The following is a 16042-nucleotide window of genomic DNA, read 5'->3' on the forward strand; positions in this document are numbered from 1 at the left end:
ATGCCCATAGCTCGAAGCCCCGATATTCGAGTCACGGAATAAATATGTGTGGCCCCGGGAGGTTCCCCAGGGCCACACAGTCGTTGTGCATGTAGAGCCTGTCAGCGCACGAAGGAGCCAGCCTTGACCCCGGCAACGAATGCTTGCCAGTCCAAGCCGCTGAAGACGAGCGTGCCAGCGGAGCGGGCTTTCGTGTCACGAACGCCGAGCAGGTGATGCTCGACATTCGACGCAACTTCGACGCACGCTTGTGCATCTCCTGATCGACGGGACTTGCGCCAGTCGACGAACAGCGGCTCAGCCATGCTGGTCCATCACGGTGAATCGCTCAGTCGCCTCTTCGAGGAGAGTCCTTGAGTCCTCAGCGCTCAGCGCGTGCGAGGAGATCTCCTGGTGCATCGCCTCGTAGCGGGCCAGATCCTCGGAGTCGCTGAGGATCAGGTCCACGGAGCTGGTCTCGACAAAGGTGACCTGCGGGTCATCCGGACTCGCATACCGGAATAGTGTGAAGCCCGAAGCCATCGAGGTTCGCTCGTAGATCTCGGAGTTGAACGGTAGAACTCGGATCACGATGTTCGACCGTTGCCCTATCTTGACCAAGTGTCGAAACTGCTCGACCATGATCGCCGGTGGGCAGGTTCGGCGATGAAGGACTCCCTCATCCATGATCACCGAATACCGCGTCTCCTCGTTGTCGAGGAGCTTCTGACGCGTTAGCCGACCGTGGATAGCTGTGTTCAGCGCTCCAGGCTCGGAAAAGCTTGGGTAGTGCGACAGGCGCGACCGGGCGTAGTCCTCCGTCTGGAGGAGCCCGGGCACGTACAGCAGAGTGATCTGCCTGATGTCCGTGGCGCCCGCTTCGATCTCGGCGATCTGGCGGTACCGCTCGAACATCGGCCCCACCATCGCCTTCCACCAACCGCGCTGGTTGGCGTCGCGGGCCATGGAGATCAGGATCTCGCGCTGCCCGCCGATCACCTCCAACGCGTCCAGAATGTCCATAACAACCGACAGGTCCGGTCGGAGCTTGCCGTTTTCCAGCCTGCTGAGCTCCGAGGCCTGCCAGCCGACGAGTGCGGCCACGTTCGCGATGGTCAGCTGCTTGTCCCGGCGGAGCTTGCGTAACTCAGCGCCCAGCCTGCTCCGACGCACCATTGGGCTGTGCCCTACTGCCATTTCGGACCTCCTTGTCCCCGATCGGAAGGTTCAACGAGCGTGGTGCGGCTCACGTGTCGGGTGGTGGAAAAAGCCCATAGAATGCTGGGCACAACTGAATACCTCATCCAGAGGAGCCGAGGGAACGGCCCGTTGACGCTCCGGCAACCGCCACACATGTGGGTTAGGTGCCAAATCCGGCCCGGATCGAAGATCGAATCCGGGAAAGATGGGAAGGAATCCGCGCATGGCGCTGTCCGCAACCAACTCACCCGCTCGATGTCTCGTGTGCCGAGCCTGCGGCCAGGAGTACCCGCTGATCGCTCAGCACGCCTGTTTCGAGTGCTTCGGCCCTCTTGAGGTCGGCTACGACCAGGCGGCGTTGAACAAGGTCACCCGCGAGCAGATCGAGGCGGGCCCGCAGAACATCTGGCGGTACGCGCCGCTCCTCCCCGCCGGCCAGGACCCCGCCTCCCGGGTGACCCTCGACCCCGGTCTGACCCCCCTGATCAGGGCGGACGCGCTGGCGGCCGAGCTGGGCATGACCGGCACGCTGTGGGTGAAGGACGACTCGGCGAACCCGACGCACTCGTTCAAGGACCGGGTGGTGTCGGTGGCGCTGACGGCGGCGAAGGAGCTGGGCTTCACCCGGTTCGCGTGCGCGTCGACGGGCAACCTGGCGAACTCGGTGGCGGCGCACTCGGCCCGCGCCGGGGTGCCGAGCATCGTGTTCATCCCGTCCGACCTCGAACAGGGCAAGATCATCACCACGGCGGTCTACGGGGGCGAGCTCGTCGCCATCGAGGGCTCCTACGACGACGTGAACCGGCTCTGCGGCGAGCTCACCGAGACGGACGAGTTCGAGGACACGGCGTTCGTGAACGTCAACGTCCGGCCGTACTACGCGGAGGGCTCCAAGACCCTCGGCTACGAGGTCGCCGAGCAGCTCGGCTGGCGGCTCCCGGCCCAGGTGGTCGTGCCGATGGCGTCCGGCGAGCTGCTGACGAAGATCGACAAGGCGTTCGAGGAACTGGTCGAGATCGGCCTCGTACCCGAGAGTGGTTGGAAGGTCTTCGGCGCCCAGTCGAAGGGCTGCGACCCGATCGCCACCGCGCTGCGCGACGAGAAGGACCAGATCACCCCGGTGAAGCCGACCGGCATCGCGAAGTCCCTGAACATCGGTGACCCGGCGGCGGGGCCGTTCGCCCTGGAGTCGGTGCGCCGGACCGGGGGCTGGATGGACTCGGTGACCGACGACGAGATCCGCGACGGGATCCAGCTGCTGGCCCGCACGACCGGCGTGTTCGCGGAAACCGCCGGGGGCGTCACGGTCGCGGTCCTCAAAAAGCTTCTTGAGAGTGGCAAGCTCGACCCGTCGGCTGAGACAGTTGTGTACAACACGGGCGAGGGACTGAAGACTTTGGACGCCGTGGCCGATCGCGTAGGCCCGACGCACCAGGTGAAGCCTTCTTTGCGCGCCGCCCGTGAGGCTGGGTTGTTGTGACTTAGGTCACACAAACTACATAGCGTAGTCAAGGCACTGCGTAATGTGTGCTGGTGGGTTGGCGAGTCGTCCGGTGTCCCCGGGCGAGTCGCCACTCACGGTGAGCTTAACGATCGATAACTATAACTTGGCTGCTTGACGACGGGGTAGTAGAGGAAGAGTATTTTCTCTGCGGGAGGACGCCGTAACCACCGTCGAAACCTGTTTCGATGATGTGCTCCGATCTCGATCGGTGCAGCGGTGCCGCAATTTGGCGGTGCTGCTCAAGCGAGCGTTCTCCCGACCAACGTGTGAGCCGCCCCCGAGGACTCGGGGGCGGCTCCTTTTTGTCCAGGGTTAATCGGTCGCGGGGGGACCGTGCGGCGGTCAAGGTGGACCCATGGACATCATCGAGCTGGACACCTCGGACCTGGCCCGGGTCGAGGAACGCTACGCCGCCATGAACACCGCCTGGCACGCCGAGAATCCGGACATGCCGCCCCGGTGCCGCGAACAGTGGGTCGACGCCGTGGACGACCCGTGGCCGGGCGCCGGCTACGAACACTGGATCGCGGTCGAGGACGGCCGGATCGTCGGCGGCCTCGTCCTCGACTGGCCGACCCGGGACAACCTCACCCTGCTGGGCGTCGACCTCTGGGTGCTCCCCGAGCACCGCCGCCGGGGCGTCGGCCGCGCCCTGCACGCCAAGGTCCTGGAGCGCGCCGGGGCACTCGGCCGCACCGTCCTCATCGGCCAGGCGCACGGCGAGGCCGGCCGGGCGTTCGCCGGGACTGTGGGCGCGACCTGGGCCCTGAACGAGGTGTGCCGCAAGTGGGAGGCCGGCACCGTGCCCGAGGCGGACCTCGACGCCCTGCTCGCCGAGGCCTGGACGCACGCCGAGGGCTACGAGCTGATCACCTGGCGGGACGGCACGCCGGACTCGGTGATCGCCGACGTCGCCTACCTCAACGGCCGGATGCTGCTCGACATCCCGATGGGTGACATCCCGGTCGAGCGGGAGGACATCGACGTCGACCTGGTCCGGGCCAAGGACGCGGCGCTCGACGTGCGCAAACGGCGGCGGTACAACGCGGGGGTGCTGCACGGGGGCCGGCTGGTCGCGTACACGACGATTGCCCTCGATCATGGTTTCGACGACTTCGGCTGGCAGTGGATCACCATCGCGCACCCGGAGCACCGGGGCCGGCGGCTCGGCACGATCGTGAAGCTCGCCAACCTGGCGTTCGTCCGCTCGGAGCTGCCGGAACTGCGCACCCTCTACACCTGGAACGCCGACGAGAACCGGCACATGATCGCCGTCAACGAGGCGATGGGTTTCCGGGTCCGCAAGATCGACCAGGAGTACAAGCAGGTGTTGGCATAATTCGGTCGCGGCGTCGGTCCGCGTTCGTCAGTCTGACGGGTATGCATATCACTCAGCTCGATGTGACCGACGACGCGGCCGCGGCCGCCTGGCACGCGGTGCACCTCGCCGCCCATGCCCACGAGCGTGCGGAGTTTCCGTTCCCCACGCTCGAACGCGACATCGGAAGACTCAGGAACCCGTGGCCCGGCGAGAAGTGTGAGTACTGGATCGCCACCGAGGACGGCGAACCGGTCGGCCTGCTCGGCCTGTCCATGCCGACCCTCGACAACCTCGACAACATCGGGGCCGACTTCACCGTGCACCCGGAGCACCGCCGCAAGGGCATCGGCCGCGCGCTGTACGCGAAGGCCGTCGAACGCGCGAAGGCCGAGAACCGCAAGAACCTCCAGACCGACTCCACCGAGGCGCTCCCCGGTCAGGAGGAGGGCAGTCCGCACGGCCCCGGCCAGGCGTTCGCCCAGGCGATGGGCTTCCGACGGGTTCTCGACGAGGCGCACCGCCGGTGGGTACCCGGCGTGGTGTCCGAGGAGGAGTTGGCCCGCCAGCTCGCCGAGGCCTGGACGCACGCCGAGGGCTACGACCTGATCACCTGGCAGGACCGGGTCCCGGAGAAGTACGCCGACGACCTCGCCTACCTCGACCGGCGGATCATGATGGAGTCCCCGATCGGCGACTTCACCTTCGAGGAGGAGAAGATCGACGCCGACCGGGTCAAGGCCGGCGAGGAGGTCGCCCGGATCCGGGGTCAGCTCCACTTCGCCGTGGGCCTGGTGCACCGCGAGACCGACACCCTCGCGGCCTACTCGGCGCTGGCCACCGACGCCGGCGACGAGTGGCACGCCTGGCAGCACAACACCATCGCCAGCTCCGCGCACCGGGGCCACCGGCTCGGCACGATCGTCAAACTGGAGAACCTGGCCTACTACCGGGCCACGTATCCGCAGCTCCGGGCCATCGACACCTCGAACGCCGCGGACAACGGCTACATGATCGTGATTAACGAGCGGATGGGGTTCCGCTGGGCGAATACCTGGGTGAACTGGCAGCAGGAGTTGTAAAACCCGCCTAATGTTCTTTTATGTGGGTGAAGATAGCTAGTGTGCTGGTCGGGGTCATCACGGTGGCTCCGACCCCTGCTTACGCGGCCGACGACCCGCCCTTCCAGTCCCGGGTGTACGCGACCCGCGAGGGGCTCGTCGGCAAGAACACCGCCAACGGACACGTCATCACCTCCCACGACCACTTCGTCGCCCTCCCGTCCCGTCGGGGCCTGTCGGCCAAGGGCGGCGGCGACCGCAGCGTGCAGGTGTGCTCCGACAACGGCCGGTGCGAGTACGCGCCGGTGTGGGACGTCGGCCCCTGGAACACCCACGACGACTACTGGAACCCCGACCGGCAGGAATGGGGCGACCTGCCGCACGGCACACCCCAGGCGCAGGCCGCCTACTACGACGACTACAACGCCAAGAAGGACGAGTTCGGCCGCACGGTCGACAACCCGGCGGGCATCGACCTCGCCGACGGCACCTTCTGGGACGGTCTCCGGCTCACCAACAACGCCTGGGTCACCGTGACCTTCCTGTGGACCGGGGTGTCCCCGGGCGCCGGCAAGGCCGAGACGCTGCTCAACCTGCGGTCCGGGCCCGGGACGAACCACCCGGTCGTGGGGTTCGCCGCGCCGTACGCGGTGCTGCCCCTGGAGTGCCAGACCCGGGGCGAGCAGATCGGCTCCACGGACCGCTGGGACCGGCTCTACGGCGGCCAGTACGTCACCCACGCCTACGTCACCGACCAGGTCGAACCACCACCCTGCTGACACGTCCATGACACGTTGGTGATCAGATTGCCGAAAGTTGTCACAGTCGGGGCATGATGGTGGGCATGACTGCGGACCTCTTCGCCACACACAGCGACAAACTCGACGCCGCGCTCACCGCGATCCGGGAGCGGGGCTACTGGTCGGCCTACCCCGAATCGCCCAGCCCCCGCGTGTGGGGCGAGACGGCCGCCGCGGACGGCAAGGCTGCCTTCGAGGCGTACCACAACGCGGACTTCCCGCTCGACGGCGCGGAGCGGGTCGCCACCGAGACCAGCCCGTTCGGGGTCGACCTCGGTATCCGGTACCCGCACACCGACGCCGACACCCTGATCTCCCGGGGCCAGGAGGCGCTGCCCGCGTGGCGCGCCGCCACCCCGCAGACCCGGGCCGGCGTCACGCTGGAGATCCTCGACCGGCTCGCCAGGAACACGTTCGAGCTGGCCAACGCCGTGCAGTTCACCACGGGCCAGGCGTTCGTGATGGCGTTCCAGGCCGGCACCGCGCACGCGTTCGACCGCGCCCTGGAGGCCGTCGCCTACGCCTACGCCGAGATGACCCGGCACCCGGCCACCGCCGAGTGGGAGAAGCCGGCCGGCAAGGGCGACCCGCTGAAGATGACCAAGACCTTCCACGTGGTACCGCGTGGCCTGGCCCTCGTCGTCGGCTGCAACACCTTCCCGACCTGGAACTCCTACCCGGGCCTGTTCGCCTCCCTGGTCACCGGCAACCCGGTCATCGTCAAGCCGCACCCGCGCGCCATCGCCCCGCTGGCCATCACGGTCCGGGTCGCCCGCGAGGTGCTCGCCGAGGCCGGGTTCGACCCGAACCTCGTCCAGCTCGCCCCCGAGGCCCCGGGCGAGAAGCTGGCCTCCGTGCTGGCCACCCGGCCCGAGGTGAAGATCGTGGACTTCACCGGCTCCACCGAATACGGCGACTGGCTGGAGGAGAACGCCAAGCAGGCCGTCGTGTACACCGAGAAGGCCGGCGTCAACACGATCATCATCGACTCGACCGACGACTTCTCCGGGATGTGCCGCAACATCGCGTTCACCCTGTCGCTGTACTCGGGCCAGATGTGCACCACCTCGCAGAACATCTACATCCCGCGCGACGGCATCTCCACCCCCGACGGCGTGAAGACCTTCGACGAGGTCGCCGCCGGGATCGCCGGCTCCGTGGCCAAGCTGACCGGTGACCCCGCCCGCGCCGTCGAACTGATCGGCGCGATCGTCAACGAGGGCGTCATCGGCCGGCTCGACCTGGCCCGCAAGGTTGGCGAGGTCGTCCTCGACTCCGTCGCCCACACCCACCCGGACTTCCCGGACGCCGTGGTCCGCACCCCGCTGATCGTCAAGCTCGACGCGTCCGACGAGGACACCTACGGCACCGAGTGGTTCGGCCCGATCTCGTTCCTGATCGCCACGGCCGGCACCACGGAGAGCGTGGACCTGTTCGCCCGCACCGTCGAGGCGAAGGGCGCGCTCACCGCCGGGGTCTACTCCACCGACGAGGACGTGCTCCGGGTCGTCGAGGAGGCCGCGATCGAGGTCGGCACCCACCTGTCGATCAACCTGACCGGCGGCGTGTTCGTCAACCAGTCCGCGGCGTACTCGGACTTCCACGCCAGCGGCGCCAACCGGGCGGCCAACTCGGCCCTGACCGACGGGGCCTACGTCTCCAACCGGTTCCGGATCGTGCAGTCCCGCCGGCACAGCTAGGCGGCGCACTTCCAGCGGGCGGACACCTCCGGGTGCCCGCCCGCTTCTTTGTACCCACAGGTGTATGGCGCAGCGAGGGGTAGTTCCGTCTTGACGGTACTTCGCGGTCCGCAGTACTGTCTGATGCGTGGATACCACCCAGCTTCTCAAAGGAGTGCTCGACCTGGCCGTCCTCGCCGTGCTCCGCGAAGACGACGGCTACGGGTACGACATCCTCCGCAGACTGCGGGCGGCCGGACTGGACGAGGTCGGCGACGCCTCCGTCTACGGCACCCTGCGCCGGCTGTTCACCGCCGGCTACCTGACCACGTACGTGGTCCCCTCCGAAGAGGGCCCGCACCGCAAGTACTACGCCCTCAACCCCGCCGGCCGCACCCAGCTCACCCGGTCCAGCACGGTGTGGCGCGGGTTCGCCGGGACCATGAACAGCCTGCTCGACGGGAAGGCGGCAGCGTGATGAGCACGACGACTTCGGGCGAGGCGTACCTGGCGGGGGTCCGCGCGGCGCTGTCCGACCTGCCGCCGGAGGTGCGCGACGACCTCATGGAGGACCTGCCCGCCCACCTCGCCGACATCGAGGCCGAGCACAGCGGGACGCTGACCGAGCGGCTGGGCACCCCGGCGGAGTACGCGGCCGAACTGCGCGCCGCCGCCGGACTGGACCCGGCGGGCAACGGCCACGCCACCTCGCTGGACTGGCGGCGGTTCGCGGCCTTCCTCAGCCGGGTGGACGTCCGGTTGGGCACCCTCGTCGGGTACCCCCGGATCATGGATCTGTTCCTCGCTCTCCGACCGGCCTGGTGGATCTTCCGGGGCTGGGTGATCGCGAGCTTCCTGATGCTGGTGTTCACCGGCGGCGGTCCCGGCCTGCTGCCCTTCGGCGGCGGCAACGGACAGCCGCTGCTCGGGCTGCTCGTCCTCCTGGGTTCCGTCGCGTTCTCGGTCTGGCTGGGCCGGCGGACCCGGACGACCCGGGGCTGGCCCCGGTGGCTGCTGCTCGCCGCGGCGTTCCCGATCGCGCTCGTCGGCCTGGTCATCGTCGCCGAGTCGGCGGACCGGAACGCCCCCTACAACAGCTACGACCGGTGGGGGCACGTGCAGGACATCGTCGCCTACGACGCCGAGGGCAGGCCGCTGAAGGACGTCCGGATCTACGACCAGAACGGCGACCCGATCCAGATGGGCAACCCGTACCGGTGCCGCCAGTCGGTTGTCTACAGCGACGGCGACAGCTTCGGCCGGCCGGACCGGTGGATCTACCCGCTGTGCCCGCAGGACCAGCAGGGGCCGGGGCCGATCCAGCGCTCCGGGGCCCCGCAGAACCCGCGCCCGTCGGCGACCCCGTCCGTGGCCCCGAGTGCCTCCCCGGGCGCCACGCCGACCCCGGCCACCAGCGCGAGCCCCTCGGCGGTGCCCTGACTGGCTCGGTGCGGGAGGGCGGTCCGGAAGAACCCGCTCCCGTCGCTGGCCCTGCTCAGGTCCTGCCGACCCTGAACCCGGTACGGCGCGCGGCGCCCCAGAGCGCCGCGCGCTCCGTGCATCCACACACGACGGAGCTGGTCCTCGGCGGACACCGTGATCCGCAGGGCCCGCAGGCGCGCGGTGTCCGCGACGGTCGCGCGGCGGACGGTCACAGCAGGCTCTCCAGATAGCTCTCGACCGTCGGCAGGTCGTCCTCGTCGTCCTCGTCCACGATGTCGAGCACCGCCCGGACGTCCCAGTAAGGATTGTGTTCGGAAGCGAACCGCAGCACCGAGTCGGCAGTCGCCCGGTCGTACGCCAGGACGAGGTTGATCCTCAGGTGCGCGAGGTCCACGCCCGCCGGGCCCCGGGCCGCCGTGGTCCAGTCGATCACGCCCGTCAGCCGCCCGTCCCGCCACAGCGTGTTACCGGGATGGAAGTCGCGGTGCAGGAACACGTCCGGGCTCGGGGGCGGGCCGGCGACGGCCACCGCGAGAGCGCGTTCCCACACCGGGTGCGCCGACGGCGGCTCCCACCCGCTCAGATCCTCGTACGGCGCGTACGGGCCGACGTCGGGCACCGGCAGCGCGTGCAGCACGTCGGCCGCGTCGACCAGTTGCCGGAGCATGTCGGCGGTCAGCGGCTCGGCGGTCGGGGAGTGGTGGGTGGCGCTGTGCAGGATCGCGCCTGGCAGCCGGGTCATCAGCAGCGCCGGGTACTCCCCGTGCCGGCCCTCGGCGTCCACCGCCACGACCTCCGGCACCGGCAGGCCACTGCCGACGAGCGCCGTGAGCGCCGCGGTCTCGTTCTCCGGACTGTGGTCGGGGTCCGTCTCCCGCCAGTCGGGCCGGCTCCACAACCGCAGCACGTACTCCCGGCCGTCGGTCGTCGTCACCCCCGTCACGGACTGTGCGACGCCCCCCGTGAGCGGCACGGCCGACGCGATGTCGGCGCCGATCACCTTGTGTAGCCAATCGAGAGTCGCCCGGGACGGTGGTGGTTGTGCGCGCATAAGAAACAGAATCTAGCCGCGATTGTCCACAGTCGCAGCGTTATTTCTACTGTCCGGTTTGTATTAGTGCGTAGGTTGATCGGCTCGTGTAGCGTGCGTTCATCGAGCACCGGGAATGGCTTGATGCCGGCGTGCGCGGCGTGCGGCGTCGGGGTGTTTGGCAGAAGGAAGTGCGGCTGTGGCTGAAGGTAGCGTCAAGTGGTTCAACAGCGAAAAGGGCTACGGCTTCATCGCTGTGGATGGCGGGCAGGATGTTTTCGTCCACTTCTCGTCGATCCAAATGGATGGGTACAAGTCACTCGAGGACGGCCAGCGGGTCGAATTTGAGATCGGTCAGGGCCAGAAGGGTCCGCAGGCGGAGAACGTCCGCCTGGCTGGTTGAGCCATTCGCGGGAGACCGCGTCGAGACGGGGTGGACTACCCATAGACTGAACCTATGGGTAGTCGTCTCGGGCTCGCCGACCTCGTGCCACTGGGCCTGTTCGTCGACGCCGTCGCCACCGGCAGCATCTCCGCCGCCGCCCGCGCGCACCAGATCACCCAGCCCTCCGCCAGCGAGGCGCTCCGCCGGCTCGAACGCAGGGTCGGCGTCGAACTCCTGATCCGTACGCCGCGCGGCTGCCGGCCCACCGCCGAGGGCGCCCGGCTCGCCGACCTCGCCCGGGACCTGCTCGCCGCCGCCGACCGGTTCGCCGGGGAGGCCGAGACGCTCCGGGCCGGGGCCCAGGGCCGGATCAGGGTGGCCGCGAGCTACACCAACGCCGAGTACGTGCTGCCGGGGCGGATCGCCGCCGCCGGGGACGTCACCGTGTCCCTCACCGTCGCCAACTCCGACGAGGTCACCGCGCTGGTGCGCTCCGGGGCCGTCGACGTCGGGTTCGTCGAGGGGCCGATCCCCACCGCCGGGCTGACCACCCGGCTGTTCGACCGCGACGAGCTCGTCGTCCTCGTCGCACCCGAACACGCCTGGGCCCGGCTCGACGGCCCGCTGCCGCTGGAGACGCTCGTGGCCACCCGGCTCCTGCTCCGCGAGGCCGAGTCGGGCACCCGGCGCACCTACGAGGCGGCGGCCGCCGCGGCAGGGCACCTGATCGCCGAGCCGTTCGGCGTGATGACCTCCACCGAGGCGCTCAAGGCTGCCGTCCGGGCCGGGCTGGGCGCGACCATTCTCAGCCGGCTGGCCGTCCGGGAGGAACTGGCGGCGGGGAGCCTCGTGCTCGTACCCGTCGACGGGTTTTCCCTGGCCCGTGAACTGCGCGCCATCCGGCTCGCCGGCTCCCGGGACAAGGCGGTCACCGCATTCGTTCAGGCTGTTTCTCGGAAAAATTATATCTAGCCATGCTAAGCAATGTTCAACTACCCAATAGGGGGCGAACATGGCGACTTATGGCTATCAGGCCATCGGCCAACCGACCGACGACCCGCTCGTGCCCGACCCCGCCGCCGGATTCGGCGGTTGGTACGACCGGGTGGTCGGCGTCCTGCGCCGCAGTTGGCAGTCGCTCCTGACCATCGCGGCGGTCACCATCGCCGGCCCCACCGTCCTGCTCACCATCCTGACCAACGTCTCCTACGACCAGAACGCCGCCGACAACTGGAACTTCCGCCCGGTCGCCGGCCTCCTCGCCTTCGTCGTCTGGATCGGCGCCGCCTACCTCGGCTCGCTCGGCTCCGCCGCCGGGGTGTGGGCCATCACCCAGGAGGCCGCCGGCCGGACCGTCACCCTCGGCCAGGCCCTCCGGTTCGGCCGGACCCGCGCGCTCGCCGTCTGGGGCTGGCAGATCCTCAGCTCGATCCTCATCGCCCTCGGCATCTGCCTGTGCCTGATCGGCTCGGTCTACTTCGCCATCGCCTGCTCGCTGGTCACCCCCGTCATCGTGTACGAGCGGACCGGCGGCATCCCGCGCTCCTTCAAGCTCACCCACGCGCGGTTCGGCCACACCCTGTCCCGGCTCGTACCCCTCGCGCTGGTCGTGATCGTCCTGTCCTGCTGCCTCGGCGCGCCCTCCGGCCTGTCCGCCTCGATCAGCGGGGACGTGGGCCGGTTCGTGGCCGACGTCGGCGGCGGCCTCTGGTCGGCCGTCGTCGCGCTGCCGATCTTCGTCCTGGTGCTGGCCGGCACCGTTGTGACCTACGCCGACCTCCGCGCCCGGGAGACCCCGCTGAGCACGGAACAGCTCCTCCGGGAGGCCTCATAGGTTGCACTCGCGGCTGGAGAGTGCTAAACGTTGACCTGGCACTCGTGCACTGCGAGTGCCAGGTCGAGAAGGTGAGACCCTCCGTAGGGTCGTCCGTCGCGGGCACTGACTCGACTCGGACCTTGCGTACATTCAGCCCTTACCCGGGCAGAACGCAGCAGCGGAGGACACGCCACCATGGCTAAGTTGATCGCGTTCGACGAGGAGGCGCGCCGCGGCCTTGAGCGGGGCATGAACATCCTCGCCGACGCCGTGAAGGTGACGCTCGGCCCGAAGGGCCGCAACGTCGTGCTCGAGAAGAAGTGGGGCGCCCCCACCATCACCAACGATGGTGTGAGCATCGCCAAGGAGATCGAGCTCGAGGACCCGTACGAGAAGATCGGGGCCGAGCTCGTCAAGGAGGTCGCCAAGAAGACGGACGACGTCGCTGGCGACGGCACCACCACCGCCACCGTGCTGGCCCAGGCTCTCGTCCGCGAGGGTCTGCGCAACGTGGCCGCCGGTGCCAACCCGATCGCCCTCAAGCGGGGCATCGAGGCCGCCGTGGCCGCCGTCTCCGAGGAGCTGTCGAAGCTCGCGAAGGACGTCGAGACCAAGGAGCAGATCGCCTCCACCGCCTCCATCTCGGCCGGTGACAACACCGTCGGTCAGATCATCGCCGAGGCGATGGACAAGGTCGGCAAGGAAGGCGTCATCACCGTCGAGGAGAGCAACACCTTCGGCCTCGAGCTCGAGCTCACCGAGGGCATGCGCTTCGACAAGGGCTACATCTCGCCCTACTTCGTCACCGACGCGGAGCGGATGGAGTCGGTTCTCGACGACCCGTACATCCTCATCGCGAACCAGAAGATCTCGGCTGTCAAGGACATGCTGCCGATCCTCGAGAAGGTCATGCAGTCCGGCAAGCCGCTGCTGATCATCGCCGAGGACCTCGAGGGCGAGGCCCTGGCCACCCTGGTCGTCAACAAGATCCGTGGCACCTTCAAGTCCGTCGCCGTCAAGGCCCCGGGCTTCGGTGACCGCCGCAAGGCCATGCTGGGCGACATCGCCATCCTCACCGGTGGCCAGGTCATCAGCGAGGAGGTCGGCCTCAAGCTCGACGGTGTCGGTCTCGAGCTCCTCGGTCGCGCCCGCAAGGTCGTCGTCACCAAGGACGAGACCACGATCGTCGACGGCGTCGGCGAGGCGGACGAGATCCAGGGCCGGGTCAACCAGATCCGCGCCGAGATCGAGAAGTCGGACTCCGACTACGACCGCGAGAAGCTGCAGGAGCGCCTGGCGAAGCTCGCCGGCGGTGTCGCGGTCATCAAGGTCGGCGCGGCCACCGAGGTCGAGCTCAAGGAGCGCAAGCACCGCATCGAGGACGCCGTTCGCAACGCGAAGGCGGCCGTCGAGGAGGGCATCGTCCCCGGTGGTGGCGTGGCGCTCGTCCAGGCCGGCGCGACCGCGTTCGACAAGATCGACCTGACCGGTGACGAGGCCACGGGCGTGAACATCGTCCGCGTGTCGCTCGAGGCCCCGCTGCGGCAGATCGCCGTCAACGCCGGTCTCGAGGGTGGCGTCATCGTCGAGAAGGTGCGCAACCTGACCCCGGGCTGGGGCCTCAACGCGGCCAACGGCGAGTACGTCGACATGCTGGCCGAGGGCATCATCGACCCGGCCAAGGTGACGCGTTCCGCGCTGCAGAACGCCGCGTCGATCGCCGCGCTGTTCCTCACGACCGAGGCTGTCGTCGCGGACAAGCCGGAGAAGTCGGCCGCTCCGGCCGGTAACCCCGGTGGGGACATGGACTTCTAAGTCCTTGATCTGATCTACCTCAGCAGAGGGTGGGCCTTCGGGTCCGCCCTCTGCTTTTTGGTGGGGTGGGGTGGGGGTTGGGGCTGGCGGCCTGGGGTTTGGGCCTGGGGTCAGAGGTGACGCTGGGTCCGCGTCTGGGGCCACTTCTCGGCCCGGGGCCGCGTCCGCGTCCGGGTCCGGGGCTGGGGTCGGGGTCGGGGTCCGGGCCGGGGCTGCGGCATCGGCTTGGGTGTCTCTTCGGTTGGGCCTGGCGGGGTCGGTGACGGGGGCGGGCTGGCCAGACCCTATGTAGACAACAGGCATAGACCCTATGTAGAGTTCTTGGGGTGGCGGATGATGTGCGGTTGACGGTGCCGGTGGCGCGGGTGCTCGCGGCGTTCCTGGCGGACGTGGAGGTCGAGCGCTACGGGCTCGACCTGATGCACCAGACGGGCCTGGCCAGTGGCAGCCTCTATCCGATCCTGACGCGGCTGGTGCGTGCCGGGTGGCTGGAGACGCAGTGGGAGGACATCGATCCGGTTCAGGCCGGGCGGCCCGCCCGGAGGTATTACCGGGTCACCGCTGAGGGGGCGTCGCGGTCGCGGGTGGCGCTTCAGGCTTTGCGGCAGGAGACCAGTCCGGCTCCCGTGGTGCGTCCGGCATGGTGACGGCGGGGGGTGTGGAGGGGGTGGATCCGGGCTCAGGGCGAGGTTCGGGCTCGGGCACGGGGCCGGAGGTTGGGCGAGGGCTTGGTTCAGGCTCTGGTCGAGGTTCCGGCTCCGGCTCCGGTTCGGGTTCCGGTTCGGAGCCGGGTGATGCGGCCGGTTCTGGGGCGTGGTTGGTGCGTTTCCTGTTGCGGGTCGCGGTTCGGCGGTGGCCGGAGCACCTGCGGGCCGAGGTCGGGCCCGAGTGGGCTGCCGAGGTGCATGTCATCGAGGGCGCGTGGGCCCGGCTGACGTTCGCCGCGAGCCTGGCCGTGGCCCGGCCGCCCCGGGACGGCGCGCGGGGGGAGGGTCTGCGGCTGGCGCTCCGGGGGGTGTGGCGGCCCGGGTTGCTCATGCTGTTCGCCCCGCTGCTCGGTGTGTTCGGCGAGGTTGGGATGTATGTCGCCATGTTCGCCCGGGGTGCGTTCGACGGGTCCCTGCTGGCGGGCTACATCCTGCACGCGGTCGTGTTCCTCTTGTTCGCGCTGACGTCGGCGGGGCTCGGGGTGCTGGTGGCGCGGGAGGCCCCTGGCGGGGCGGCCAGCACTGATGTGGGCTCCAGCTTGAGGGCGGACAACTCCGCCGCGGAGGAGCCCGGCACCGTGGCGGCTGGCGGGAGCTCTCTGCCAGGTGCCGGAACTCCGGCTGCGGCAGGCAGGAACCAGTGGTCTGAGGGGCTTCCGTCGTCGGCTGGTCGGGCCAGTTCTGTGGCAGAGCGGCCGCCGGGGGCGATGGTTCGTCCGCTCGTGTGTCTGGCCGTGCTGGTGGCGGCGACGGCGGTGCTGTTGGGCGCGATCGAGGCGCTGGACAACCGCGACCCGGGTCGGCAGGTCCGGGTGCTGCACAGTGTCTTCGCGTGGGGGCTGGGGCTGGGAGTGGCTGCTGTCGTGCTGTTCTGGTTGGGGGGCCGTCGTCGACCCAGGCCCGGACGCGGCGCCGGAGTTGGGGCTAGGGCCAGCGCTAGAGCCATAGCCAGGGCCGGAGTCGAGGGCGGGGTTGTGGCGGTGTTCGGGGGGCTGGGCTCGCTGTATCTGGCGGCCGGCGTCCAGGTCGTGGAGCGGTTCGGGGCACAGGCCCCGTGGAACCTCTTCGTGTGGTGGCTGCCGGGCACGCTGGGCGGCGTGGACCTCGGCCCAGGGCTGTCCGGGTGGATCATCAGCGAGAGCGTCCCGACGTACTTCGACAGGATGTCCTACATACTCCCGTTCGTAACGGCGTTCGCCCTCAGCTATGTCGTCCAGAGCAGCCGCCGGGTGGCCTGGGTGCCCGTCCGGACGCCCGAGCCAGGGGGCGGCGACAGTCCGGTGTGGCCCCGGTAACGGAGACACC

At 69.1% G+C, this 16042-nt stretch carries 16 protein-coding genes and 1 riboswitch; of the genes, 13 read left to right on the plus strand and 3 right to left on the minus strand.

The genetic code is table 11. The features are described 5' to 3' along the window. Positions 1–101 precede the first annotated feature (101 nt). Positions 102–305 (minus strand): DUF397 domain-containing protein, encoded by a 204-nt coding sequence (locus PT931_RS13280; protein WP_456246028.1) that lies wholly within the window; start codon positions 303–305, stop codon positions 102–104. Beyond that, positions 298–1176: a helix-turn-helix domain-containing protein gene (locus PT931_RS13285; protein WP_456246029.1), complete on the minus strand. Its 879-nt coding sequence runs from the start codon at positions 1174–1176 to the stop codon at positions 298–300. The genes PT931_RS13280 and PT931_RS13285 overlap by 8 nt, the downstream gene beginning before the upstream one ends. 100 nt (positions 1177–1276) lie before the next feature. Then, a riboswitch (SAM riboswitch) is annotated at positions 1277–1391 on the plus strand. A gap of 11 nt (positions 1392–1402) precedes the next feature. Between PT931_RS13285 and thrC the strand changes: the two genes are divergently transcribed. The 7 genes from thrC to PT931_RS13320 all read left to right on the plus strand — a co-directional run bounded on the left by thrC (position 1403) and on the right by PT931_RS13320 (position 8981). Then, the gene (gene thrC / locus PT931_RS13290; protein ID WP_363725358.1) at positions 1403–2659 is read left to right on the plus strand and encodes a threonine synthase; all 1257 of its coding nucleotides are present in this window, start codon (positions 1403–1405) and stop codon (positions 2657–2659) included. Positions 2660–3038: 379 nt separating this feature from the next. Further along, entirely contained in the window at positions 3039–4022 is a 984-nt protein-coding gene (locus PT931_RS13295) for a GNAT family N-acetyltransferase (RefSeq protein WP_456246030.1), read from the plus strand. 41 nt (positions 4023–4063) lie between these two features. Next, positions 4064–5083: a GNAT family N-acetyltransferase gene (locus tag PT931_RS13300; protein WP_456246031.1), complete on the plus strand. Its 1020-nt coding sequence runs from the start codon at positions 4064–4066 to the stop codon at positions 5081–5083. A gap of 26 nt (positions 5084–5109) precedes the next feature. Continuing rightward, a complete protein-coding gene (locus PT931_RS13305) occupies positions 5110–5841 on the plus strand; it encodes a hypothetical protein (RefSeq protein ID WP_456246032.1) in 732 nt (243 codons plus the stop codon). A 53-nt stretch (positions 5842–5894) separates the two neighbouring features. After that, positions 5895–7562 carry a phenylacetic acid degradation protein PaaN gene (paaN, locus tag PT931_RS13310; protein ID WP_456246033.1) on the plus strand — a complete coding sequence of 556 codons (1668 nt, stop codon included), beginning with the start codon at positions 5895–5897 and terminating at the stop codon, positions 7560–7562. Positions 7563–7689: 127 nt separating this feature from the next. Further along, positions 7690–8019: a PadR family transcriptional regulator gene (locus PT931_RS13315; protein ID WP_456246034.1), complete on the plus strand. Its 330-nt coding sequence runs from the start codon at positions 7690–7692 to the stop codon at positions 8017–8019. Then, entirely contained in the window at positions 8019–8981 is a 963-nt protein-coding gene (locus tag PT931_RS13320) for an HAAS signaling domain-containing protein (protein WP_456246035.1), read from the plus strand. The genes PT931_RS13315 and PT931_RS13320 overlap by 1 nt, the downstream gene beginning before the upstream one ends. Before the next feature lie 211 nt (positions 8982–9192). Here the strand turns inward: PT931_RS13320 and PT931_RS13325 are convergent, their stop codons facing one another. Next, complete coding sequence (locus PT931_RS13325) at positions 9193–9984, minus strand: phosphotransferase family protein (RefSeq protein WP_456246036.1); 792 nt, start codon at positions 9982–9984, stop codon at positions 9193–9195. Between the two features lie 229 nt (positions 9985–10213). Between PT931_RS13325 and PT931_RS13330 the strand changes: the two genes are divergently transcribed. The 6 genes from PT931_RS13330 (at position 10214) to PT931_RS13355 (ending at position 16032) form a co-directional block, all read left to right on the plus strand. Continuing rightward, positions 10214–10417 (plus strand): cold-shock protein, encoded by a 204-nt coding sequence (locus PT931_RS13330; RefSeq protein WP_363725374.1) that lies wholly within the window; start codon positions 10214–10216, stop codon positions 10415–10417. Positions 10418–10471: 54 nt separating this feature from the next. Next, positions 10472–11371, plus strand: coding sequence for a LysR family transcriptional regulator (locus PT931_RS13335; protein ID WP_456246037.1), 900 nt, complete (start codon positions 10472–10474; stop codon positions 11369–11371). Positions 11372–11411: 40 nt separating this feature from the next. Next, positions 11412–12233 carry a hypothetical protein gene (locus tag PT931_RS13340; protein WP_456246038.1) on the plus strand — a complete coding sequence of 274 codons (822 nt, stop codon included), beginning with the start codon at positions 11412–11414 and terminating at the stop codon, positions 12231–12233. Between the two features lie 177 nt (positions 12234–12410). Further along, positions 12411–14030, plus strand: a complete 1620-nt coding sequence (gene groL, locus PT931_RS13345; protein ID WP_363725380.1) for a chaperonin GroEL — start codon at positions 12411–12413, stop codon at positions 14028–14030. A 326-nt stretch (positions 14031–14356) separates the two neighbouring features. Next, positions 14357–14677, plus strand: coding sequence for a PadR family transcriptional regulator (locus PT931_RS13350; RefSeq protein ID WP_363725382.1), 321 nt, complete (start codon positions 14357–14359; stop codon positions 14675–14677). A gap of 173 nt (positions 14678–14850) precedes the next feature. Then, on the plus strand, positions 14851–16032 hold the full coding sequence (locus tag PT931_RS13355; RefSeq protein WP_456246039.1) for a hypothetical protein: 1182 nt from the start codon (positions 14851–14853) through the stop codon (positions 16030–16032). The last annotated feature ends 10 nt before the right edge of the window (positions 16033–16042 follow it).

It is taken from the genome of Longispora urticae (genome assembly GCF_053902585.1).